This window comes from Succinimonas amylolytica DSM 2873, from assembly GCF_000378405.1.
Taxonomy (GTDB): Bacteria; Pseudomonadota; Gammaproteobacteria; order Enterobacterales; family Succinivibrionaceae; genus Succinimonas; species Succinimonas amylolytica.
In genome coordinates this window covers 331,589-353,577 of record NZ_KB899636.1, presented here as the reverse complement: position 1 = coordinate 353,577, position 21,989 = coordinate 331,589, and the positions used below count along the sequence as shown (strand labels likewise).

General features: G+C 41.0%; 14 protein-coding genes. 6 read left to right on the top strand and 8 right to left on the bottom strand.

Going from position 1 to position 21,989, the window contains the following annotated elements:
• The first annotated feature begins 37 nt into the window (after nt 1–37).
• Nucleotides 38–1,876: a translational GTPase TypA gene (gene typA, locus F557_RS0101625; protein ID WP_019000524.1), complete on the top strand. Its 1,839-nt coding sequence runs from the start codon at nt 38–40 to the stop codon at nt 1,874–1,876.
• 213 nt (nt 1,877–2,089) lie between these two features.
• Nucleotides 2,090–3,070: a YihY family inner membrane protein gene (locus F557_RS18375; protein ID WP_157617719.1), complete on the top strand. Its 981-nt coding sequence runs from the start codon at nt 2,090–2,092 to the stop codon at nt 3,068–3,070.
• Nucleotides 3,071–3,089: 19 nt separating this feature from the next.
• Here F557_RS18375 and F557_RS0101610 read toward each other — a convergent pair whose 3' ends face one another.
• The 7 genes from F557_RS0101610 to F557_RS0101575 all read right to left on the bottom strand — a co-directional run bounded on the left by F557_RS0101610 (nt 3,090) and on the right by F557_RS0101575 (nt 12,185).
• On the bottom strand, nt 3,090–3,560 hold the full coding sequence (locus F557_RS0101610; RefSeq protein WP_019000521.1) for a PTS sugar transporter subunit IIA: 471 nt from the start codon (nt 3,558–3,560) through the stop codon (nt 3,090–3,092).
• Nucleotides 3,561–3,570: 10 nt separating this feature from the next.
• Nucleotides 3,571–3,855, bottom strand: a complete 285-nt coding sequence (gene hpf, locus F557_RS0101605; RefSeq protein ID WP_019000520.1) for a ribosome hibernation-promoting factor, HPF/YfiA family — start codon at nt 3,853–3,855, stop codon at nt 3,571–3,573.
• 400 nt (nt 3,856–4,255) lie between these two features.
• Entirely contained in the window at nt 4,256–5,890 is a 1,635-nt protein-coding gene (locus F557_RS0101595; RefSeq protein WP_019000518.1) for an RNA polymerase factor sigma-54, read from the bottom strand.
• A gap of 118 nt (nt 5,891–6,008) precedes the next feature.
• Nucleotides 6,009–8,084, bottom strand: a complete 2,076-nt coding sequence (gene recG, locus F557_RS0101590; protein ID WP_019000517.1) for an ATP-dependent DNA helicase RecG — start codon at nt 8,082–8,084, stop codon at nt 6,009–6,011.
• A 54-nt stretch (nt 8,085–8,138) separates the two neighbouring features.
• Complete coding sequence (gene pssA, locus F557_RS0101585; RefSeq protein WP_019000516.1) at nt 8,139–9,524, bottom strand: CDP-diacylglycerol--serine O-phosphatidyltransferase; 1,386 nt, start codon at nt 9,522–9,524, stop codon at nt 8,139–8,141.
• Nucleotides 9,525–9,538: 14 nt separating this feature from the next.
• Nucleotides 9,539–11,476, bottom strand: coding sequence for an aminopeptidase P family protein (locus F557_RS0101580; protein WP_019000515.1), 1,938 nt, complete (start codon nt 11,474–11,476; stop codon nt 9,539–9,541).
• Between the two features lie 7 nt (nt 11,477–11,483).
• Nucleotides 11,484–12,185, bottom strand: a complete 702-nt coding sequence (locus F557_RS0101575) for a hypothetical protein (protein WP_019000514.1) — start codon at nt 12,183–12,185, stop codon at nt 11,484–11,486.
• A 145-nt stretch (nt 12,186–12,330) separates the two neighbouring features.
• Between F557_RS0101575 and F557_RS0101570 the strand changes: the two genes are divergently transcribed.
• Nucleotides 12,331–14,382: a M3 family metallopeptidase gene (locus tag F557_RS0101570; protein ID WP_019000513.1), complete on the top strand. Its 2,052-nt coding sequence runs from the start codon at nt 12,331–12,333 to the stop codon at nt 14,380–14,382.
• Nucleotides 14,383–14,496: 114 nt separating this feature from the next.
• On the opposite strand, the gene F557_RS0101565 is transcribed toward F557_RS0101570, so the two are convergent.
• Nucleotides 14,497–16,035, bottom strand: coding sequence for a transposase (locus F557_RS0101565; protein WP_019000512.1), 1,539 nt, complete (start codon nt 16,033–16,035; stop codon nt 14,497–14,499).
• A gap of 561 nt (nt 16,036–16,596) precedes the next feature.
• Between F557_RS0101565 and F557_RS0101560 the strand changes: the two genes are divergently transcribed.
• The 3 genes from F557_RS0101560 (at nt 16,597) to ftsY (ending at nt 21,969) form a co-directional block, all read left to right on the top strand.
• Nucleotides 16,597–17,985, top strand: a complete 1,389-nt coding sequence (locus F557_RS0101560; RefSeq protein WP_157617718.1) for an IS110 family RNA-guided transposase — start codon at nt 16,597–16,599, stop codon at nt 17,983–17,985.
• 400 nt (nt 17,986–18,385) lie between these two features.
• A complete protein-coding gene (locus F557_RS0101555) occupies nt 18,386–20,512 on the top strand; it encodes an exoribonuclease II (RefSeq protein ID WP_019000510.1) in 2,127 nt (708 codons plus the stop codon).
• A 74-nt stretch (nt 20,513–20,586) separates the two neighbouring features.
• Nucleotides 20,587–21,969, top strand: coding sequence for a signal recognition particle-docking protein FtsY (gene ftsY / locus F557_RS0101550; protein ID WP_019000509.1), 1,383 nt, complete (start codon nt 20,587–20,589; stop codon nt 21,967–21,969).
• Nucleotides 21,970–21,989: the final 20 nt, after the last annotated feature.

Here is a 21,989-nt window from a genome sequence, read left to right as displayed (position 1 = left end):
ACCCTATTATTTTTTTTCCACATAACCAGAGGCATCTATGTTAGAAAATCTTCGAAACATTGCCATTATTGCACATGTTGATCACGGTAAAACAACGCTTGTTGACCAGTTGTTACGACAGTCTGGAACTCTTGATCGTTCGATGGCAGGGCAGGAAAGAGTTATGGATTCCAATGCTATCGAAAAGGAGCGTGGAATAACAATTCTTGCTAAAAATACAGCTATTCATTGGAATGATTACAGAATCAATATTGTTGATACTCCGGGGCACGCTGATTTCGGTGGTGAGGTTGAACGTGTAATGAGCATGGTTGATTCGGTACTGCTTTTGGTAGATGCCGTAGACGGACCAATGCCTCAAACCAGATTTGTGACACAGAAGGCTTTCAAGCAGGGGCTTAAGCCGATTGTTGTTATTAACAAGATTGACAGACCTGGCGCTAGGCCTGACTGGGTAGTGGATCAAGTTTTCGATTTGTTTGACAATCTTGGGGCAACAGATGAACAGCTGGATTTTCCGATTGTATATGCTTCGGCTTTGAACGGCTTTGCGACACTAGATCTAAATACCCCATCTGACAATATGGATGCACTGTTCCAGACCATAGTGGATAGAGTTCCTTCTCCGGATGCAGATCCGGAAGGTCCTTTCCAGATGCAAATTTCTCAGCTTGATTATAACTCGTATGTCGGAGTTATCGGTGTTGGCAGGATAAAGCGTGGCTCTGTAAAACCAAATCAGTCTATAACAATCATAGATCCAAATGGAAACACCAGAAATGGAAGAGTCGGTTTGGTATACGGATACATGGGGTTAAAAAGACAGGAGGTTGCGGAGGCTTATGCCGGAGATATTGTCGCTCTTACTGGACTTGGCGAAGTAAAGATTTCAGATACTGTATGCAACCAGGGTAATTGTGAGGCTCTACCGCCTTTGTCTGTTGACGAACCTACGGTCAGTATGACTTTCCAGGTTAATACATCTCCGTTTGCTGGCCGTGAAGGAAAGTTCATTACCTCTCGTAATATTAAGGAGAGGCTTGAAACGGAACTGGTTCACAATGTAGCTTTGCGTGTTGAGGAAACGAAAGATCCTGACAAGTTTAAGGTATCAGGGAGAGGGGAGCTTCATCTGTCTGTTTTGATAGAGAATATGCGTCGTGAGGGATATGAGCTTGCTGTTTCGAGACCGGAAGTTATTATCAAGGAAATTAATGGCGTAAAAATGGAGCCGATGGAAGATCTGACCGTAGATATCGAGGAGCAGAATCAGGGTGCGGTCATGGAAGAACTTGGAGCAAGAAAAGCAGATCTTAAGAATATGGTACCCGATGGGAAGGGGCGTGTTCGTTTAGATTATATCATTCCTGCCAGAGGTCTTATTGGGTTCCAAAATGAATTCATGACAATGTCCTCCGGTACCGGTTTAATGTATCATTCTTTCAACAGCTATGGAGAATGGCGTGGCGGTACTATCGGCCAAAGGAAAAACGGTGTTATGATATCAAATGCCACAGGAAAGGCCCTTGGTTATGCGATTTGGTATCTTCAGGAACGTGGAAAGATGTTTATTTCTCATGCTCAGGAAGTGTATGAAGGTCAGATTGTCGGTATTCACAGCAGAGAAAATGATCTGGTTGTTAATTGCCTTAGAGCTAAGAAGCTTACAAATGTTCGTGCTTCCGGAACTGATGAAGCAATTGTTCTGGTTCCTCCTATAAGGTTTACCTTGGAACAGGCACTTGAATTCATCAATAATGATGAACTTGTTGAAGTAACACCGACAAGTGTTCGAATTAGGAAGAAGCTTTTAACAGAGATGGATCGTATAAGAGCATTTAGAGCAGAAAATGCATTAAAAGAATCAGATAACTAATTCAAAGCAGATAAACAAATTAATGAATATCAAGCATCAGTCTCATTTGAGGCTGATGTTTTTTTATTGGAATACTAAAAAACGCGAGATATAGCGATGTCCGCAATTTTTTGCTGTGATGACAGGGATATTTCTGTCTTATAATTACCAGGGTATTACTCGAAGAATAAAAAATTTTTGAAGAAATGTTCTTTAACAGGAAGGGATCTCAAAGTGATAACCAAATTTAAGTCATTTTTGGATACTACCAAAAACTGGATAATTAATCATACTATCTATCTCCGTTTTTTAAAAAACAGAATGATAGATGACGATGTAGGGGTATTGGCTTCTTCGCTGTCATTTACAACAATCATGTCTTTGGTTCCTGTGCTGGCTGTGCTTTTGAGCATTTTTTCAATGTTTCCAAGTTTTACCGATCTTAAGGAAAGAATGATGTCGTACATCATGCAGCATCTTATGCCTCAAATGGGAGATGTGGTAAATGAGCATATCAATTCTTTTGTAGATCATGCCAGCAATACGACAATTATTGGTCTTTTTTCATTGGTATTAATTTCACTGATGCTTTTCAGACGTGTAGATTTAACGATGAATACCATATGGCATACTTCAGCTAAGAACAGATCAAAGGTCCTGACATTTTCAGTATATTGGACAGTTCTTACTTTAGGTCCTCTTCTTTTGGGGATATCTTTGGCAATATCATCATATATCACTGCGAGAATGTTTATTGAAGGAACAGGATTTCTGGTAAATATTAGTACATTTCTGGTGAGTATGATACCGATGTTTCTGGCATGTGCTATTTTTACGTTGGTTTTTATGGCTGTGCCGAATACAGATGTGAAGTTTTTTCATGCGGTTACCGGAGCGTTCCTTGCCGCTCTGGCTCAGGAGATTGTAAAAAGGCTATTCACGTACTATATAGTTAATTTTTCCAACTATGCCAGCGTCTATGGTGCTGTGGCAGCAGTACCGATACTAATGATTTGGGTTTATATTAACTGGTTTGTAGTTTTGATGGGGGCTGAAATAGCGGCATCTATAAAGGCTTATGGAGAGATTACACAGTCTGCAGATAAAGCGTCTGCTGTTGCGGCAGCCAAAGGGGCGGAAAAAGCAGTCAGGGATAAGGTGGATGTTTTGAGTAGAGAGGAGGAACATGAAGCGGAGAAACAGCTGGAAATTTAATGGCTAGGTATCATCAGTGTTATTCCTGATTATTTGAGCATGCGTTGATAATCAGAAGATAAATCTGGTTGGGGATATTACGCAAAGATCGTATGGTTTTTGTTATTGTAATGTCAGACAGAATGAGGGATGTTTGCTCAATTTCGTCTGCATGGTTATCAACTGTTTGCTGATGAAGAAACAAGGCCAAGATAATATCTGCTTTGATGTCTTCCATTTGTCCATACGCTATTGGGGTTTCGAGAACCAAAAATAATGCCGATTCTGTTGCCTTGTCAGGGATTATCATGTGAGGGAAGGCAAAACCGTTCTGAATATAGGTTGTCCCGATTTTCTCACGACTGTTTAAACCTGCAATTATTTCGGTATGGTGAAGCCCGGTAAGAGAAGCTCCGTGAGAAGCGATGATTTCGAAAATTTTTTTTCGGCTGTAACAAAGAACGGGGCTCATAACCCCGTTTTTTTTGAGAATTGATGAGAGATCAAACATTGCAAAAAGCTTATTTGGTTAACTTCTCTTTGTGCTTGACCAACTGACGTTCAAGCTTATCCACAAGCGCATCAACGGCAGCATACATAGTTTCAGAACCAGCTTCTGCAAACAGATCATCTCCTTTCACAGCGATTCTAGCCTCTGCTTTCTGCACGAGGTTTTCAATGGAAAGGATAACGTTAACAGACTTAACATACTCTTCAAGACGTTTCAAATGATCCATCTTGTCAGTAACATAGTTACGCAGTGCTTCGGTAACCTCAACATTATGACCGGTTATATTTATCTGCATAGAAACTCCTCAGTCTTGTGAATCTAAAAGCGAGATTCAAAGCTTTAGCTACAGCCCTTGCCATAGTTATAGATACATTTTATGAGTCTTTATTATTAAAAATCCAGCTTTATAACGGCAAATGGTGATACCATCCATGATTTTGTAGCATAATTGGTTAAAAAAAGAACAATTGTTGTAAAGAACAAAAGAAAATCCTGTGAAAAAGCGGCCTTTTTGTTCTTTTTCACAAATAATGTGATTAACGCTTTTATCGTCACTGCCTGATTTTTAGTACCCTGAGTATACGGTGTATACACGAAAGGAATAGTTTTACGAAAGCACAGAATTCTCCAGAACTCGAAAGTATAAGAACTTTTAAATAAACTTAAGTCATAAAGATTTGGCGAATGGGGGATTATTAGAGAAATCTTTTTCTCATGGTAGAAGATTCAATGTTAAGGGATTCTCTGTATTTCGCTATAGTGCGCCTGGCTACTACAATGCCTTCAGTTTTCAGGATGTCGGATAACTGACTGTCACTTAGAGGGTGAGTGGTATCTTCCTCGTCTATAAGCTTTTTTATTTTTGCCCTTATTGCTGTTGATGAAAATGTACCACCGTTTTCGGTGTTAACGGAACTGGAGAAAAAGTACTTAAGCTCAAAAGTGCCTTGGGGGGTGTACATGTATTTTTCTGTAGTTACTCTGGATACTGTTGATTCATGTATTCCGATTTGTGATGCCACATCATTCAACACCAGAGGTTTCATTGCCTGCGGCCCTTTTTCAAAAAAATCCTGCTGTTCATTTGCGATGCATGTTGCTACTTTCAGCAGTGTATCATTTCTTTTGTTGAGACTTTGGATAAACCAGTTTGCTTCCTGAAGATGGGATTTAAGATATTTGCTGTCCTCAGGAGACTTAACAGTTTTAATCATGGCACTGTAGGTTTCATTTATTTTCAGTTTTGGTACGGCTGCTGGATTTAGTTCGGCAACCCATTTCCCGTTTTTGCGGACAATAGCCACATCAGGAACAATGTATTCTCTAGATTCACGATCTATTGTTCTTCCAGGATAAGGTTCAAGATTCTTGATGAGATTGACAGTTTCTAGCAGGAATTTCTCATTTCTGACTTTTGTTTTTTTCTGTAGGCCATTTATATCGTTAGTGGCGAGAAGATTTATATGCTCTTTAATAATCTGTTGTGCCAAAGCAACAACGGGATTATTCTGATCATACTCATCCAGTTGTGTTAGCAGGGTTTCTTCCAGGGTTCGTCCGGCTACCCCCACTGGATCGAAATGCTGAACTACGCGGAGCATACGGTCAATGTCTTCGGTGGTGGCATCGGGATATTGTTTTTGAACTGCTATAAGTAAATCCTCGTTTGATTCGGAGAGATAACCAGATTCTTTAAGACCGTCAATTATCACCTCTCCGATAAATTGTTCTTTTGGGGTTCCTTTTGTGAGATTAAGCTGCCAAAGTAGATGTTCTTTTAGTCCGTATGACGTTTCTCCTTGATAAACATCATCTCCGCCTTCAAAACTTTTTCCTGAAGAAATGTTAGCTGTATAATTTTCATTCCAGGTGTCAAATTCGTGATTATCAGTATCTGAATTGGCGAGTAATTCCTGACCAGAACTCGTCATTTCTGATTTTTCGGAAGCAGTAATTCCTGTTTGAAAATCAGGAATTTCATCATTTTCGTAAAAATCTCCGCTGCCCTCCAGCTGTTTGTTCGCGCTTAATTCTGTCATTGTGCTGTACGGAACATCATCGCTCGTTACCGGCTTGTCTGTACTGAACGAATTAAAATCATCCTCACGGCTTTCCTGTTCGCTATGCTGCTCGGTAAGGGCATCCAGAGAAGTGGTGGCAGTTTCGTTGGAATCATCGGTTTCCAAAAGAGGGTTTTTGTCCAGGTTTTCCTGAATTTCAATTTCCAGTTCCTGCTGAGAAAGCTGAAGCAATCGGATGGCCTGTTGCAACTGAGGAGTCATTGCCAGTGTCTGAGTTACAGACTGTCTCAGATTAAGCATGTTTTTCATAAACAAACTCTCCTATAAATCTCAGTCCTCTATTGGATGCATATTGTGCACCAGTGCGCAATATTCGTATATCAGAGATGTTGTTTATTGTGAGCGCATAAATAACTTTTTAATAAAATCAGGCTTGACTAGCTGTTTCCCCGTCAGGATACCAGCGTTTCAGCAAATCAGTTTCATGTTCGGGATAGTTACTATGAATACTAGAAGCGATAGTTGCGGCCTGTTCGAGAAGATCCTGATCTCTGAAAAGATTCGCTGCTTTAAAAATCATTTCTCCGGTTTGTCTGGTTCCCATTAGATCTCCGGGACCTCTGATTTCCAAATCCTTTTCTGCAATATAGAAACCATCAGAACTTTCCTTAAGCACCTCCATTCTTTCAATACCGGCAGGACTTATACTGTCAGAACAAAGCAGACAACAGTATGATTCGATTTTACCTCGACCAACACGCCCTCTCAGCTGATGAAGCTGCGCAAGACCGTAGCGTTCGGCATTTTCGATGACAATTAAAAAAGCGTTCGGCACATCAACTCCGACCTCAATTACTGATGTGGCAACCAGAATATCGGTTTCTCCTTTCTTGAATTTAATCATGGCTGCTTCTTTTTCTGCAGCCTTCATCTGACCGTGTACAATGTCGATTTTTAGGTCAGGAAGGTTTGTTTGAAGATAATCTCTGGCGTTTTCAGTGTCCTGACATTCCTCAAGAGTATCTGATTCGTTTACAAGACAACACACCCAATAAACCTGTAAGTGTTTCTGGCAGTTTTCCATTATTCTTGGAAGTAATTTGTTTTTATGTTCCGTTGAAAGCATAAATGTTTTTATCGGGGTTCTGCCTGGAGGTAATTCATCTAAGACTGACACCTTCATGTCAGCATACATCGTTTGAGCTAGTGTTCTGGGAATGGGGGTCGCTGTCATTGCCAGGACGTGGGGGGTTATGCCATCCTTTTCTGCCTTGCTGCGGAGTTTTAGTCGCTGATCGACGCCAAAACGGTGTTGTTCGTCTATGACGATAAGTTTTAGATTTGCGTAATGGACGGCATCTTGAAATATGGCATGTGTTCCGATAATTATTCCGGCTTCTCCGCTTTCTATCAGTTTTAGCTGTGTCTTTTTTTGGGCAGCTTTGTATTTGCCTAGCAGTGTTGCGGTTTTAATGTTCAATGATTCGAACATTTTGGATATTTTTTCAGCATGTTGTTCGGCAAGAATTTCAGTAGGGGCCATTATAGCAGCCTGGTAGCCATTGCCGACGACAGTCAGAGCTGCCATTGCTGCCACCAATGTTTTACCGGCACCTACGTCTCCCTGTACCAGCCTGTTCATGGGGATGTTCTGTCCGAGATCATGAATAATTTCGTCCGTTACACGAAGCTGTGCCCCGGTGGGTTTGAATGGTAGTGATTTAACAAACTTATTCATGAGCTTCGGAATCGGAGAAATAGCCAAGCCGTTATTTCTGTTGTTCATTTCTCTGAGCTTTATAAGGCTCAGCTGGTGAGCTGTAAGTTCTTCAAGGATTATTCTTTTACAGAAAATGCTCCTGAATTCAGCTAACTTAAGCAGGGATTCTGAAATGTCAGGATGATGAATTTTCTGAAAACATTGTCTGAGAGTATATCCGGAATGCTCAGTTATCAGGTTTTCTGGAATCAGTTCTGCCAAGTTATCACTGTTCAGCATTGCAAGAGCCGAATCAATGTACTTTCTCATGGCTGTCATTTTAATGCCATGAGTAAGACCGTATACCGGAGTAAATGAATGCTGATTCTCATGAGAATTGAAGAATTCAGGATTAGTCATTTGAGGTTGGCCGTTAAAGAAGGAAATCTTTCCGTAAACACAGATTTCCTGTTCCTGAGTTATTTGCTGTAGCTGATAAGGTTTGAAGTGAAAAATGGATATTCTTAGGGTTCCGGTAGAATCTGACAAAAAAATGTTGAATATGGAATTTTTCCCGGTGCCATTTATAGCGGTGCGGGAAATTGTTCCTCTTATTACGGCATATTCCCCTTCTCTACTCAGTTCTGCAATCGGAGTTATTTGACTGCGATCTTGATATCCTGTCGGGAAGTGCAAAATTAAATCCCATATTGTTGTAATTCCGAGTCTTTTTAACGCAGAAACCGCCCGGGGGCCAATACCGGAAACGCTATTGACTGGTTCTTGAGATATTATGCTGTTCATTGTTATATAGCGATAACTGTTTTATGAAGTGCCTGCAAAAAAGATTCAATCAAACTAAAGAAGCCTTTTTATCAGCCACTGAGCACCGAATTTACTAACCTTGTAAATAATCTTTCTCACGGGTTCTGGATAACTGATAATATCCTCAATATCGTACTTGTTACGGAGAAGAGTGGTATGTTTCAGGAGAAAATCTTTTTCATGAATAAATTTCGGCACAAGAAGTCCTGATGAGTCATTTATCAGAAGCCCGTTTTCAAGATCAAGTCCCCAGGCTCTGGGATTCAGATTGTTTCCAGTAAGCAGTGCATATTTCCCGTCCACAGTCATCCCTTTGACGTGATAAGTATTGTCGCCGTCTTTCCACAAGTGAATTTTCAGTTTTCCGGAATCTATAAACGACTGATTGGCAGAAATGAACTTTCTGAGATTTATTTCGTAAAGATATGGAATTGCTCCGACCTTGTTAAAATTATTCAGGTCATGAATGTAAAAATCATTGGCCACTTTATCGCCGCAGACAATGGTTACAAGTACTCCCTTTTTAAGACAGAAATTAATGCGCTTTCTGATAGGACTTGGGAGATTGAAGTATGGAGTGTATATGGTTATTTCTGATGTAGCGGATTCTAAAAGATACAGGATGGTGTGATTAAGGCGGTTGTTTCGCCTACCGAGACCTACAAGAGGTGTAATTCCTATTTGATTTTTGTTTATTGGTTCATCGGAAATAGGGTATTCCTCGTGCCGCAGTATGTTTTTCTGCGATTTTATTTCGACAGAAAGTTCATTAGCCGAAGGGATGTTGCTTTTATTGAGATTAAAGATTGCCTGGGAATGATTAAACACTTTGTTGCAGTACATGCACAGGGAATCAGCAAGAGCTTTAGATTTGATTTCGTGATAACGATCGATGCGGTATTTGCCGTTTTCTCCCAAATAAACATTGTTGATACTGGCTCCGCTGTAAAGCACAGTATCGTCAAATACAAAACCTTTAAGATGAAGAACCCCGAAGAGTTCACGTTTTTTAACAGGGACTCCATAGATTATTGGCTGAAGGTTGTGTGTGGAAGCCATTGTTTGATACCAGACATTGTTGCCTTCCTGCAGGCCTTTCCCAATCAGACCGCGCTGGGCTCTGTGAAAATCAACGTATACATAGATTTCTAATTCAGGATTGCTGGTTTTTGCTTTGTAAAGAGCGTCCATTATTTCCCGCCCCGCTTCGTCGTTTTGGAAGTACAAAGCTGTCATGCAGATTCGTTTTTTGGCTGATTTAATAAGTTCCAGAATGCGTTGCTTAAATAATTTAGGATCTTCAAGAATAGAGTAGCTGTCAGAATCAACGGCAATTTTTGGCAGTGAATCAATTTTTAATCTGGCGGATTCAGCGTTTTTTTTGTAATAAGCTCTTTTTATGATGTATCCGATTCCCATAATGCTTCTCCGGACTAAATTGCAGCTGTAGCTTTAAGAAGCCAGCTAATTTCAAAGTCAGACAGATGTTCCTTAACAATTTCTCTGACCTGCATGTGGTAGTTGTTTATCCACAGTTTTTCTTCTTCAGTGAGGAGATCTTTCTTTATCAGTCTTATATCGAAAGGAACGAAAGTAATTGGAGTAAGGGTAAGCATTTCCGTCTGATTTTCTCCAATACGGACAGTTTCTACCACAGAAAGATTTTCACATCTGATACCGTACTCACCATTTTTATAAAAACCAGGCTCAATTGATGTTATCATTCCGGGTTCCATAGGAACTGGTTTTCCATGCTGAGAGAAAGACTGGGGGCCTTCATGAACATTAAGACACTGACCTACCCCGTGACCAGTTCCATGGTCATAGTTTAGTCCGTTTTGCCATAGAGGGGCACGTGCCAGGACGTCAAGAGATATTCCATAGGTTCCTTTTGGAAAGTGGATGCTGTGGAGAGCTATAAGCCCCTTGAGAACCAGAGTAAATCTTTCTTGCATTTCATCTGTGAGTCCGGAACCTACAAGAATAGTTCTTGTGATATCTGTAGTTCCGTCAACATAGTGCCCGCCACTGTCAACCAGGTACATTGGATCCTGTCCTAGTGATCGTGGATGTCCCAGATTTATATGATTGTAATGGACTATGGAAGCGTTTGGACCGAGTGCAGAAATTGTGTCAAAACTGTTTTCCAAAAAAGCTTTTTGCTCTTTTCGGAATTTAAATAGCTGGTCTGAAATTTTGGCCTCATCAAAGGTTCTGGCAAGATTCCATCCGGCACTGTGGGGCTGATCGTCAGAGTTTTCCGTAATCAGAGGAGCAGTAAGGTGATCCAGCCATGCAAGAAAACGACACATTGCAATAGCATCGCGGAGATGACTTCTTTTCATACCCTGAACTTCTGTTGGATTCTTTTTGGCTTTTGGCATGTCGCAAAAGTCAGGACCGAAAGTTAGCTTGCAACCCTTGCTTTGCAGGAGCTCAATAAGCCATGAATTTGTTGAATCCGGATCGATGTAAACAGAGGCATGATCCTTTCCTAATCTCTCGGTAAGCTTAATCAGCTCATCTTCGGAGTAGTAATCGATATTCCCGAAATGATGTTGAAAATCCGACATGTTCTGGGAGCGAATTTTCTGTGGAGATACGTACCATTCAACATGTTCACAGTTATATACGGCAATAAAGCTGTTTACGACAGGGAGACAAGGTACATCGTGCCCCCGAACATTAAGGAGCCAGTTAACAGATTCGCTTTTGGAAATAATGGTGGCATCGAGATGACGCTTTTTCAGTTCCTCGGCAATGAGATGCCGCTTTTCCACGCTAGGACAGCCGTTGAATTTATCCTCGTATATGTAAGCTTGTTCAGGTTTGTTTTCAGCTTTTTCAGGCCAAATGCGGTCTATCAGGTTAGATTCCGTTGGTATAAGGGTGATTTTGGAAAAATCAAGTTCTTTCTGCAGAGAGTTTTTGGCTTTCCAGCTGATGCATCGGGGATCTATTCCGATTCTTTTGTTATTCTTCAGAATTGCCTTCAGCCAGTTACCCATAGTTATTTTCTGGTAGTGGAAGGTGTCATAGAGAGTATTTGGGGTTTGTTCCTGTGCCTGAAGAACATAACGTCCGTCCACGAATAAAGCACATGAATTTCTGATAGGCTGTTCCTTTCCCGAGGAATCGGTAAGCCACATTTTATTTTCCTGATTTTTGATGATATCGGAATTGGTCAGTATTACAGCTGTTCCTGCAGATCCAGTAAAGCCGGTAATATAAGCTAGACGTTCGCATTCCGGGGGAATGTACTCTGAAAGGTGTTCGTCTTCCCTATTTACTATGAGAGCATCAAGTTCGTTTTCTTTAAGCAGAGCTCTTAATCTTTCAATCCTGTCAAAAAGAGTATTTTCGTCATACATGCTCGTTTTACCTCTTTACGATTTCCGGAGTGTTTTCAGAATAGTCAGGAGATGAAGATATTCCGGAGACGTGCATGATGTTGCCAAATAAGTCAATATAAACGCCTTTTTGATTCGTTTTTATTAGGACTAGCTGATCCTTCTTTCTGAGATTGCCGTATTCGGTTACAAACGTCTTAAAGAGCATCAGATTGCATCCGGTTGCAAAAAAGGTGGAGATTGCTGTTATTCTGACAAGTATCTCCGGAATTTCGGTCAGGTTTATAAAAATGCACAGGCTGGTTGTCATGACCAAGGTCGCTGTGATTGCTAGGAATCTGAGTAAATCCCCGAAAACAGTGTAAAGGACTTTAGAAGTACTGAGAGCCAGTTTTATCAGACAGGATCCCACGGATAAGTTCAGAAGATTTTCAAATAGCAACCCCGAGATATCAGACTTGAATTCCCAGACACTGCAGATTGCGGAAAATCCGGCCAGAGCTGAAAACACCATGCTACTGTAGCCGAAACATTTTGCTGTGATATGACTTTTCTGAGGAGGAACAGAAATCTGGAGCATGGAAAATACTACCCAGAGGATCATAAAAGTTTCGGTGATTTTGATGTCATAGCCTTCAAAAGGAATGAAAAAAAGTTTAATCCCGATCCCGAAAGCTGAAAGAATTGCCGCGATGAGAAAAATTTTTTGAATTTTTAAAAGGTGTCGCATCGTCATGTCTCCGCTCGTTCAGAGCCTCCATTATACATTTAATCCACAAACTTACTAATATGATCAGCTGATTTGGTCTTTTTATAGGGTGGGACGATTGTTATAATCCTGCTTTTAAAAACAGATCTGCAAGGAGATAAATATAATGATTGAAAATAATCCGCTATTATCAAAAACGAATCTTCCGGCATTTTCAAAAATAAGACCAGAGCATGTAGCTGAGGCTGTACGATATTGTATAAGCAAATGCCGGGAAACAGTAGAACGTGTTGTTGCAGAGCATTCAGACAATCCCACATGGGATAATGTCGTTGAACCGGTAGAACAGGCTTCCGGAGAACTTGGTAAGGTCTGGGGGATTGTGTCCCATCTCAACAATGTTATTTCTTCCGATGAACTGCGTTGTCAGCATGATGCCATGTTGCCTGAACTGTCAGAATATTCTTCGTGGGAAGGTCAGCATGAAGGTCTTTATCAATGCTATAAGAACATTTATGACAACACCGTCCTGCCTCCGTTTTCCAAAAGAGCTCTGGATTTTTTCATTAAATCTTTTGAACTCAGTGGGATTGCTCTCCGCGACGCAGAGAAGAAGCGCTTTAACGAACTGAAATCTAGACTGTCAAATGTTACATCTGCTTATGCCAATAATGTTCTTGATGCTACAAACAGCTGGTATTTCCATACAGAGAACAAAGATGAATTGAGAGGACTTCCTGATTCTGCGCAGGAACTGGCTCGGCAGGAAGCCTCTGGAAGGGGGCTTTCAGGTTATGTAATTACCCTTCAGTTTCCTTCATACCTTCCAGTGATGAAATATGCGGAATCCAGAGAACTGCGTTTTAAATGTTATGAAGCGTATGTGACCAGAGCGTCGGCACTCGGTCCGGATCATGGAAAGTTCAATAATGATGAAAATATGAGAGAAGAACTTTCCATCAAAAAGGAGATGGCTCAGATGCTCGGTTTTAAAAATTATGCCGAAAGGTCTCTTGTTTTGAAAATGGCATCTTCTACTGACGAGGTTATGAGCTTTTTGGAAACTCTTGTAGTAAAAAGTCATGCTCAGGGAGGTCTGGAGATGCGAGAACTGGAAGATTTTGCAAAATCGGAGGGTTTTTCTGAGAAACTTGAACCTTGGGATATCTTGTTTTACAGTGAAAAACTTAAGGAAGCAAAATATTCTATAAATGATGAAGTCATCAGACCATATTTCCCGCTTCCCCAGGTCCTTCAGGGGTTATTCCGTCTGGTTAATGAAATTTTCGGATTATCCATAAAACAAAGTATTGATGTGGATGTCTGGCATAAAGATGTTTCCTTTTACGATATTTATGATAGCGACGGAAAAAAGAGAGGAAGTTTTTACCTAGATCCCTATTCCAGAGATAAAAAGCAGGGGGGGGCCTGGATGGATAGCTGTACTGACAGAAAGGTTGACAGGTCAGGATCTGTAACATTGCCGGTGGCATACATCGTGACAAATTTTATGCCTCCCATTGGTGATAAACCGGCCTTGCTGAATCATTATGAGGTTGAAACACTGTTTCATGAGTTTGGGCATGCTTTACAGCACCTTTTGACGACAGTGGATATTGAATCCTTGGCGGGTATAAACAACGTGCCATGGGATGCCGTGGAGACTCCGAGTCAGTTCATGGAAAACTTTACTTGGAATTCTGAGGTACTAGCCATGATTTCAGGGCATATTGAAACAGGCGAAATACTGCCTGCTGATCTTCTTTGCAAGATGATAGAGGCCAAAAATTTTCAATCTGCCATGGGGATGCTGAGACAGCTTGAATTTGCATCGTTTGATTTCCGTCTCTATCGCGATTATGACCAGAATACTGATATCCACTCGCTTTTAAACGAAATTAGGAGAGATATTGCTGTTGTGCCAGCAGTTTCCTTTAATCGTTTTGAAAATAGCTTCAGTCATATTTTTTCCGGAGGTTACAGTGCAGGATACTACAGTTATCTCTGGGCAGAGGTACTATCCAGTGACTGCTTTTCTCGTTTCGAAGAGGAGGGAATATTGAATCCAGAAACGGGAAAAATGTTTATGGATTCAGTCTTAGCTGAAGGTGGCTCCCGGGATTTTATGGAAATTTTTGAATCTTTCAGAGGCAGAAAACCTTCAGTGGAGGCGCTGTTAAGACATTGTGGCATATCTAACAACAGTACTGAACGGTAACTTATCCTCTGTTTTAATTGATGAAACGTTTCGAAGTGGCGGGATATTCCCGTCATTTTTAATTACAACTTTCCCAATTGTATAGATCAATCTCCCAATGTTCTTCAAATGTCACTATGAGTTTTTCTTTGGACGCCCTCTTTTCCTTTCGGACGATTTTTGAATCTGAAGCAGCTCTAGCTTTACCAGCATCTCCTCCAAATTTTTAGAAATTTTTCTAAGAGTCCACCCTTTTTTGGGTAAATCTACTTTCTTTGCCTGCTCAAGAAGCTTCATAATTTTTTTGTAAGTCATGCTGTTGAACAGGCCACATTTATCAAAATAATTGATTAATTTGTATGTCAGCAAAGAAGATAAAAAATCACAGAATTCGGAACTAATCACCGAATAATCGTTGTGCACACTGGTCTCATCAAAATCACATGCATGCTTATAATAGCGCATGATTAATTCTATTTCCCATCTGCTGTTGTATGAACTAAAAACCGTCTCAACAGGAAGATCCAAATTAGTTTCAAGTACTATTGTGCCAAATTCCCTTCGTTTCTCTTCATACTTTTCGGATGAAAAATTATTATGGTTCTTGTGAACTTTGTGCAAATAATCTTTCTCTTCAGCTGCAGAAAGAGACAAATCCTTAAACGAATACAGCCACTTGCTATCTTTTTGATCATAATCCTTCTTGTAAAGAATGTACTCATTATTAGACAGTGTTCCGGAATATTCATACAAACAAAGTTTTTTAATTATCTTCGCATCACGCTTTAGAGGATTTATGAAATGCAAATTCTTATTGTTCTTAAAAACCGATTTTGCACTGGATGACGGAAATCCCTTGTCGCCGATAATAATACCCTGTGTTATGTTATTCTCGGTAATGAAGTCTTCATACGCCGTCAGATCAAGCATGTTTCCAGGATAGCATTTAGAACAAATCGGCTCTTTCAGCTCCAAATCAAAAGCATACATTACTGATATATCTTTCGTCCTTTTTTTCAAAGCCTTGCGTGAATAATCAGAAAGAGAATTAATTCTTGATTCATTGGATTTCAATGTTCCGTCGATAAGCAGATGATGATTTGCTTTTACATTCTTCACCCTGTCCTGCATAAACAAAATTATTCTGCTGCACGCTTTTCCCATATTTTTGAACAATGCTGAAACAGTGTTTTTCGACAACGCTACTTTTGGATACAGTTCAGAAACAAAGGAAGTCCTGTAGGCTTCCTGCAGTTCGTAATCCTTTACTCCTTTATTGCATACACGCAGTAATGAAATCACATATATCTGGATAGCATCGTGAATCTCATAAAATTTTTTCAGTTCCTCAAGCACAGGTTTAAAAAGACGATCAGCCAGTACTACATTAGCCCAGTCTTTTAAATCGACAGTTTCATACTGACTTACTCTGACGTCAGTTTGAGAAGACTTTTCTGAATTCGATTCAGCCTCTGTTTGAAGAGGAACAAAAATTCTTGCTTCAGTATCGATATGACCAATAACCGGTCCGTTTTGAGGCAACCTCCTGCCATTAGCATACTTACAACCTGTTCTTGATCTTACAGCATAACGAGCAGGCTCAGTTTTATTGGTACGGATAACAAAAGTATTTTTTGGTCTTTCTATCGACAGAATATCTGCAGGAATAGCCATACAAACCTCTTTAAAATAAGTATAGCTCAATTTATCACATATAACTATATTGTGCTATATTTATCCATTTTCTTTACATAATCTGAGGATATAGACAACAATCACCCAGGGGCTGGCCGTTAAATCCCTGACATACCCCATGAAAGAAAGCGCCAGGCCGTGGTAAGTTTCAGAGTTCGGTACATAAGTTTGCCTTCTTGAAAACCCATAAGGCCATAGAGCATGTTCCTGCTTTCGAGATGAAGCACAATACTTTTTGGGGGTAAAAGGAGAAACTTGGAGGCCATCCACGGTAACGAAATTTGAAAAGTGATACGATCAAAGACGGAGGTGGACTTGTCTGTAAACCCTGTTCTCTTTTTGGCATTTATAAAATACTGATGAAAAACTGGGGTTAATGAGTAGACGCATACATACTTAGAGGCTCGACACTCTGTAAAATAAAATGCTGCGGATACAGTTTCTTTCAGAAATTGTTCCGATACTTTTCAGTATAAACTCATTTTCGCAGACTTGCCCATCTCCGCATAGCCACCTAAACTGAATCGGAGGACTACAATTATGATTATAAGTCATAACGGGCCGCAAGTCAGTACCGGGTCATCACAAATTGCCGCATTCAATGCCATGTATTCTTCGGCCATTGGTATTGATGTGCATTCCACTTTGATGGTAGCCTGTTTCCAAAAAGGAGAATTCGGCAGCAGTTCTTTCACCGAAGAATTCAAGGAATCCGGCACTTCCTTAAATGCCATCAGGAATTTAGTGATCTGGTGCAGCAGCAAAAATCCTGACATTATCATCATGGAATCAACGGGAATCTATTGGAAGACTCTCTACACGGAACTTGAGAAGAGCGGTTTTCCGAGGGATCACATAATTGTCATAAACCCGAGGATTCTGAAACCTCTGAAGGGACGCAAAACTGACAGGAGCGATGCCAGGAACCTTGCCGGACATGCCAGAATGGGGAGCTTCACTAATTCCTTTATTCCCAAAAAGGACATCCGGGAACTGCGTTCATTATGGGCCTCATTTCAGCAGATCAAGCATCAATACGAGAATAACCGCAGAAGCCTGCTGAATTCTCTTGCTGACTACGGATGCCAGTTTGCGAATATTGTTTCTAACAGCCGGGGTGTAACTGCCCAGATGATTTTAGATGCAATACTGACAGGAGACACCGGAGACGCCCTGAAGAAACGCATCAGGGAAATTTTGGATATCATGAGCCGGCGCCCCGGCAGGAAGCTTGTCGCAGGTTTGGATCAGATATGCGAAGCTATTGAATCCAACATTACTCCGGCAATTCGCATGACTCTGCAAATGCGTTCGCAGCAGCTGAAGATTTACGAAGAGCACATGAAGAAGATTTTCGACATAATCAAAGTCATGGTTATCAATTCATACAAGGATCAGTACGAGCTCCTTGCGACAATCCCCGGAGCCGAGGATATGTCTGTGATTGGTATCATCTGCATTGTTGGCGATGATCTCTCCAGCTTTTCTTCCATCAAGAAGTTCAGCAGCTGGAGCGGCCTTGCTCCGGGCAATAATATATCGGCAGGCGTGAGTTATTCATCGCGGATTACGCACGGTAACAAGTACTTCCGCAGGTGTGTCCTGGCCATGGCGCAGGCATGCGCAAACCAGAAGAAGAACAGATCCGGCCTCGGAAACCTGTTCCAGCGTCTTCGCGAACGCAAAGGGTATAATAAGGCCAAGGTGGCAGTAGCGCACAAGATCGTCAGGATCATCTACGTGATAATAACGCGGAAGGTCAAATACGCCGAAAACCCCAACGATCAGTCACTGGCAAAATTCCGAATGGATCAGGTTAAACGCGCCATCTCCAGAGCTAAAGTAACTGAAGGCCTGTGCGTGAAGAGCGAAACCAGCAATCAGGGCAAAGCGATCTGTGCCAGCGTCTGCATGACCCAGCTAGCTTAACGGGGCCGGAACGGATCTTGCCGAAGAGATCCGGGCCGCTACTCCATTCCAGGGAATGCAGCGTTCCGAATGCGGCTTGACGGCCGTCGCCTTCGCTCGTCCCGCCGTGGCGCTTCTTTCATAATAAAGAAGAAATGATAATTTTGATGATAAGTGTGAATGGTAGTTTTGTGAGACTAAGAAACAGTAAACGTTGTGTGTACTAGGTTTAGAGCCGTTTTGATGTATAGATCAATCAATTGGGAAAGTTGTATTTAATGCAATTCTGTTATTTGAAAAACAATGACATTCTGAATAAAGAGCTGATAATGCTTCGTAGACAGAAAAAATATAATCAGAAATAAACCGTTGCTGATGTGGTAAAATCATACATTTGTCTGGTTTACTAAGGGAAATACATATGCTGTTTGATAATCCGGTATTGCTACAGTTAAAGAAGCAGAGTGAAGAGGCAAGAAAAGCAGCGGGATTGCCACCGTTGGAGGATGAAAATAACAGTGCTCAAGGAGACAACAGTGCTTGCTGTTCCGGACATAAAGCATCCCGAAAAAAAGATGGTACTAGAGAGTGTACACGCAGAGAGCGTATAACTACAAATTCGCAGAAGGAAAATATAAAAAACTATGCTTACGGGAATATGAAGGAAGGTTTTGTCAAAGCTACAGAAAAGACATTCGGCTTCCTCGAAGTGGATACTAGAGAAAGCTACTTTATAGCACCTCCCTATATGAAAAAGCTTTTGCCAGGGGATAAGATCCTGGCAAGAATTACAGAAATTGCCGGTCGTTCTCAGGCATGCCCGGTAGAGCTTATTGAACCATCGCTCACACGTTTTGTTGGAAAGGTTTCTTTGGCTAATGGTCGAATTTCAGTAATTCCGGATCGTCCGAGTTTTAAAAATTATATGAGAGCAAAGAATCACGTGACTGGACGTATCCTCAAAGATGGGGACTGGGTTGTTGCAAATCTTACAGAACACGCTATGAATTCCAGAAATGGTGAGCATACTATTGAAATCAACGAATACATTACTGCAGGTAATGATCCTGAGGCTCCATGGTGGGTTGTTCTCAAAGAGACCGATTTACCGAATAGTGCTCCGGAGGATTCCATAGACTATGTTTTTCATGACGCTGATATAAAGAGAAAAGACTATACAAACATTCCTTTTGTGACAATTGACAGCGCTAAGACCAAAGATATGGATGATGCGGTGTATGTTAAGAAAGATGATTCCGGGTATCTGTTGTATGTTGCTATAGCTGATCCGACGGGATATATATCTGAAAATGATGCGTTGAATGAAGAAGCGGCACGTCGTTCTTTTTCCATATATCTGCCTGGACGGGATATTCCCATGCTTCCCAGAACGCTAAGCGAGAATCTTTGTTCTTTGTGGAATGATGAAATACGCCATGCGCTGGTAGGTGTTTTTCGGATTAATGCAGATGGTTCCCTAGGTGATGACATTACTTTTGAACTGGCAGACATCAGATCTCGTGGAAAATTGGCATATGATGATGTTTCTGATTATCTGGAAGGCAAGGAAACAGATTTTAAGCCGTCTTCTGAGATATCTGAAGTTCTTCGGCTACTTGAAGGTTTTCAAAATATCAGGTGTGAATTTCGCAGCACACATGCTTCAGTATTTAAGGATCGTCCGGATTATGATTTTATTCTTGATGAGAAAGGCGCACTGATGGAGATTAAGCCTTCATTCAGAAGAATTGCCAATAAGATTATAGAAGAGGCTATGATTGCAGCAAATGCTTGTGCTGGAACTTTTTTGGCCAAAAACTGCGGTACAGCCATTTTCAATGTTCATCCAGGTTTTGATGCTGAGAAAATTAAGGAAATCGAGGCTCTTCTTAAAGATACGGAAGCCCCAGTCAAAGAAGCTGAACAACTTCTAACAATGGACGGTTTCAGTACCCTTAAACGCTGGCTTGATACGGAGGAGAATGTTTATCTTGACGCACGTCTACGTAAGTTCTACAGCTATGCTTCAATGTCTTTAACTCCGGGCCCTCATTTTGGAATGGGGCTTGACTATTACGCCACTTGGACTTCCCCTATAAGAAAATTTGGGGATATGATTAACCACCGTCTTATTAAGTATTGTATTCTGAAAAGTGCTCATCCTGTTGTGCCGGACGAAAATGTGCTAAGTTCAATGAATGTGGCAAAGAAGCAAAACAGAATGGCTGAAAGAGGCGTTAAAGATTGGCTTTATGTGGAGTATTTGCGTCAGTTTATAGACAAAAAGACGGAATTCCAGGGGGAGATATTTGATATTTCTCGTGGAGGGATCAGAGTGCGTATTTATGAAAACGGAGCCTCTGCTTTTATACCATCATCAGTAATATGCGATGACAGATTGCGTGTGGACGGTGATTCTCAGACCGGGAGATTTTACATTGATAAGAAGAAGGTTTTTGAACTGGGACAGTTTATTGCAGTGAGAGTAAAGGAAGTAAATGCTGATACCAGATCGGTTATTGCAGAGCTGGTTAATCAGGTGGGGTAGAAACGGTATTTGTATGTTGCTTGTCGCTTATGGTTCAGAAGTGATTGTTGTTTAGCTAAAGGACGGACTTTTACATGTCAAAAAAGGGATTATTTTCGTGGCTTAGCGGAAACCGGGTTGTGGTGCATTCAGAAGATGAGGAGAAAGCTGAGATCCATGAGGTTGTAAAGGGCGCTGATAACAGCGTTGGCAATAATCAGTTTTCAGCCACCGAAAAGTCCCAGACTGTTAAACCGACAGGAAAAAAGTTTGTCTGGTCCCAGGGAACGGCTGTTGCAGAGCAAAGTACTGTTAATGCAGTTTCAAACAAAGTTGTTGTAGATAATAATGAAGCCGTGAAATTGCAAAATGAGACAGTATCTGAAGGTGATTTGGATTCTTCGTTAAGAGGAAATGTTGATTTATCCGCGGAGATAATAGCTGAAGATAAGACCGAAGATAAGACCGAAGATAAGACTGAAGATAAGACTGAAGATAAGACTGAAGATAAGATCGGTAGTACAAATCAGGCAACTGATAAAGATGCTGTCAGAAAAAATGATGATGGTTTTTTCAGGAGATTGATTAATGGCCTTAAAAGAACTCGGGATAATTTCGGACTAGGGTTGGTTGCCCTGTTTAAGGGCCGTAAAATCGATGATGACCTGTTTGAGGAACTGGAGACACTTCTTATATCCGCAGATGTAGGCATGGACACCACTAGGAAGCTTTTGGATCGTCTGACAAAAGATTCTGGGTTGAGAGACTTGAAGAATGGGGAAATCCTGATGAAAAAACTCATGCAGGAAATGCATGCGATTCTAGATCCTGTAGCTGTACCTTTCAAAGTTGACACATCGAGAAAGCCATTTGTTATTTTGATGGTTGGTGTCAATGGAGTAGGAAAGACTACAACCATAGGAAAAATGACAAAAATTCTTCAGAAACAGGGACATAAGGTTATGCTGGCGGCCGGTGATACCTTTCGAGCAGCGGCTGTTGAACAGTTGAAAGAATGGGGGATTAGGAATAATGTTCCTGTGATTTCCCAGGACACCGGTGCTGACAGTGCTTCTGTAATTTTTGATGCGTTGAATTCGGCGAAGAGCAGAGGATATGATGTCCTTATAGCGGATACTGCAGGGCGTTTGCAGAATAAATCTAATCTGATGGAGGAATTAAGTAAAATTATTCGGGTTGTTAAGAAAATTGATCCGGAGGCGCCTCACGAGGTAATGCTCACCATTGATGCAGGAACTGGGCAGAACGCCGTGAATCAGGTGAGACTTTTTAAAGAAGTAGCTCCTGTGACAGGTCTTAATTTAACAAAACTAGATGGTACGGCAAAAGGCGGAGTTATTTTTAACATTGCGGATCAGTTTGGTATTCCGGTACGATATATCGGTATAGGAGAAAAAATTGATGATCTAAGGGTTTTTAGCTCTGATGAGTTTATTGGTGCTTTGTTTCATGAATAATCCAGTTAGCTGAAAATTAA